We start from the raw sequence: 3309 nt of genomic DNA, 5'->3' as shown, positions 1-3309 counted from the left end.
CCGCCACCTGGCCGCCGCCCGGGCAGGGGCCCTCCCCTTGGCCGACGGGGCAGGGCTACGGGCCTCCCCCGGCCACCACCAGCAGGCGCCGCCCGCGCCACCGCGTCCTGAAGGCCGTACTGGCGACCGCGCTGGGGCTGGCCCTGGCGGGCGGCGGGGCCTGGTACGCGATGGCCTATCTGCCGGGTAAGGGCGCCGGGAAGCCGTACGGGGAGGCCGTCGGGCTCACCACGCCGCTCCAGGACGGCGACTGCGTCGACGCCGAATGGCCCGGCACGCCCTTCTCGGGTGAGCCCGCGCTCAAGGCCGTGGACTGCGACGACACGAACACCGAGGGGCAGGTCCTGGCGGTGTTCGAGACCGGCTCCGCCGAGGAGGCCCGCACCGGAGCAGCCGCCCAGTGCGAGCAGCGCACCGGGGAGACCCGTAAGAAGCTGGCGGACATCCGCGCCTTCGCCGCTGTCCCGACCGCCGACGGCTTCGATGCCGCCGGCCGTCGCGTCGCCTGTCTGCTGCTGGACGCACGCGGCTATCCCGTGTACGGCCCGCTCGGGGACAACCGCAAGCCGGGCACGCTCTTCAAGGACACCGCGACCATGCAGAAGCGGGACTGCCTCGACAAGGTTTCCGGCAACCGCGCCAAGCTGGTTTCCTGCGACGGTCCTCATGAGCAGCAGGTGCTCGACTTCTTCCGCATGCCTCCGGGTACCAGCCTCGACGACGCACATGACAAAGCACCTGAAACCTGCCAGAAGGAGATCCCGCCGCAGGACTACGGCTACGACCCCAGCGTCTACGAGGCCGCAGCCTGGGTGGGTAACAGCGGGTGGAACTCGGGGACGCGTTTCGTAGTGTGCACTGCAATTCGCCAAGACCGGGGCACCATGGAGAAAGACGAACCATGAGGAGGGTGTTGCGATGCCCGGTTCTACGAAGACCATGGGAGTGCTCACCGTAGGCGGACTGGTGGTGGTCACGGCCTACACGGTGGCGCTCGGGAGCAGCGGCTGGCTGTGGTTCGGCTGGGTGGTGCTCGGTCTGATCACGCTGGCCATGGTGGTGTCGCGCCCCACCTGACGCATTCCGCAATCAGTCCCCCGGGCAGCTTCGGCGGTTCTTCGCCCGGGGGGCTCATTCGCGGGGCAGGCGCCCCGCCGAGTGCACGCCCGGCTGGTATTTCGGCAGCCGGGCGGTGATTTTCATGCCCGCGCCGAGTGCGGTCTCGATGACGAGGCCGTAGTCGTCGCCGTACACCTGCCGCAGCCGGTCGTCGACGTTCGACAGGCCGATGCCGCCCGAGGGGCTGACCTCGCCGGACAGGATGCGGCGCAGCCGGTCGGGGTCCATGCCGGGGCCGTCGTCCTCGATGACGACGAGGGCCTCGGCGCCCGCGTCCTGTGCGGTGATGCTGATGCGGCTCTTGTCGACCTTCCCGGTGCCGCCTTCGAGGCCGTGCTTCACGGCGTTCTCGACGAGCGGCTGGAGGCAGAGGAAGGGCAGGGTCACCGGGAGCACCTCGGGGGCGATCTGCAGGGTGACCGAGAGCCGGTCGCCGAAGCGGGCCCTGACCAGCGCCAAGTAGTGGTCGATGGCGTGCAGTTCGTCGGCCAGCGTCGTGAAATCACCGTGTCTGCGGAACGAGTAGCGGGTGAAGTCGGCGAATTCCAGGAGGAGTTCGCGGGCGCGCTCGGGGTCGGTGCGGACGAACGAGGCGATCACCGCGAGCGAGTTGAAGATGAAGTGCGGGGATATCTGGGCCCGCAGCGCCTTGATCTCGGCCTCGATCAGGCGCGTACGGGACTGGTCGAGGTCGGCGAGTTCCAGCTGGACCGAGACCCAGCGGGCGACCTCGCCGGTGGCCCGGACGAGCACGGCCGACTCGCGGGGTGCGCAGGCGACGAGCGCCCCGTGCACCCGGTCGTCGACGGTGAGCGGGGCGACGACGGCCCAGCGCAGCGGGCAGTACGGCTCGTCGCAGTCGAGGCGGAAGGCCTCGCCGCGGCCGGTCTCCAGGGGGCCGCCGAGCCGCTCCATGATCTGGTCGCGGTGGTGCTCGCCGACGCCCTCCCAGGCGAGGACCGTGTCCTGGTCGGTGAGGCAGAGCGCGTCGGTGCCGAGCAGGGTGCGCAGCCGTCGCGCCGATTTCCGGGCCGTCTCCCCGGTCAGCCCGGCCCGCAGCGGCGGGGCGGCGAGCGACGCGGTGTGCAGGGTCTCGAAGGTGGCGTGCTCGACGGGGGTGCCGAGGCCACCGAGGGTCGACGGGCGGGAGGTGCGCCGGCCGAGCCAGAACCCGGCGGCCAGCAGCGGGAGTACGGCCACGCAGAGCCCGGCCAGGAAACCGCTCATGCCTTGACCTCCGCGCGTACCTGGCCGCCGGCCAGTTCCTCCGGCAGATGGAAGCGGGCGAGGATGGCGGCCGTTCCGACCGGCACCCGCCCGGGTGTCGCGAGGGACACCAGCACCATGGTGAGGAAGCCCAGGGGCACCGACCAGAGCGCGGGCCAGGCGAGGAGCGCGTGCAGCGAGCCCGTGCCCGGGAAGCCCGCCATCGTGGCGGCGACCGCGAGCAGCGCCGAGCCGCCACCGACGATCATCCCGGCGGCCGCGCCCGGCGGGGTGAGCCGGTGCCACCAGATGCCGAGGACGAGCAGCGGGCAGAAGGACGAGGCGGACACCGCGAAGGCGAGCCCCACGGCGTCCGCGACCGGCAGTCCGCCGACGATCGAGCTGGCGGCGAGCGGCACGATCATGGCGAGGACCGTGCCGAGCCGGAAGTGCCGTACACCGCGCGAGGGCAGCACGTCCTGGGTGAGCACGCCCGCCACCGCCATGGTCAGGCCCGACGCCGTGGACAGGAACGCGGCGAAGGCGCCGCCCGCGACCAGCGCGCCCAGCAGGTCTCCGCCGAGCCCGCCGATGACCCGGTCGGGCAGCAGCAGTACGGCGGCGTCCGCGTCCCCGGTGAGGGTCAGCTCGGGCGCGTTCAGGCGGCCCAGCGCTCCGTAGACGGGTGGCAGCAGGTAGAAGGCGCCGATCAGGCCGAGCACGGCGACGGTGGTGCGGCGGGCGGCGACGCCGTGCGGGCTGGTGTAGAAGCGGACGACGACGTGCGGCAGTCCCATGGTGCCGAGGAAGGTGGCGAGGATCAGTCCGTACGTGGCGTACAGCGGGCGTTCCTCGCGGCCCGCGGCGAGGGAGGTGGACATGCCGCCGTTGCTGCCGCGGTCGGCTACGGGGACGGGGTCGCCCTTGGTGAAGGTGAGCCGGGTGCCCTGTTCGATGCGGTGCACGCCTGCCGGGAGCCGGACC

At 72.2% G+C, this 3309-nt stretch carries 3 protein-coding genes and 1 pseudogene; 2 read left to right on the top strand and 2 right to left on the bottom strand.

What is annotated here, in order from left to right; all coding sequences use genetic code 11:
* Both O3Q52_RS50945 and O3Q52_RS50940 read left to right on the top strand, forming a co-directional pair.
* On the top strand, window positions 1-905 hold a 905-nt coding region (locus tag O3Q52_RS50945; RefSeq protein ID WP_269655219.1), incomplete at its 5' end, for a septum formation family protein.
* A gap of 13 nt (window positions 906-918) precedes the next feature.
* The gene (locus O3Q52_RS50940; protein ID WP_107102596.1) at window positions 919-1077 is read left to right on the top strand and encodes a hypothetical protein; all 159 of its coding nucleotides are present in this window, start codon (window positions 919-921) and stop codon (window positions 1075-1077) included.
* Window positions 1078-1131: 54 nt separating this feature from the next.
* Here O3Q52_RS50940 and O3Q52_RS50935 read toward each other — a convergent pair whose 3' ends face one another.
* Together O3Q52_RS50935 and O3Q52_RS50930 are read right to left on the bottom strand one after the other, a co-directional pair.
* A complete protein-coding gene (locus O3Q52_RS50935) occupies window positions 1132-2346 on the bottom strand; it encodes a sensor histidine kinase (RefSeq protein WP_269655218.1) in 1215 nt (404 codons plus the stop codon).
* Window positions 2343-3309, bottom strand: a pseudogene (locus O3Q52_RS50930) (cation acetate symporter); the annotation flags it as partial. The gene O3Q52_RS50935 and the pseudogene O3Q52_RS50930, both read right to left, overlap by 4 nt.

Origin of the sequence: Streptomyces sp. ActVer, assembly GCF_027270795.1 — a bacterium.
GTDB lineage: Bacteria > Actinomycetota > Actinomycetes > Streptomycetales > Streptomycetaceae > Streptomyces > Streptomyces umbrinus_A.
This window is presented reverse-complemented; position numbering and strand designations above follow the sequence as displayed.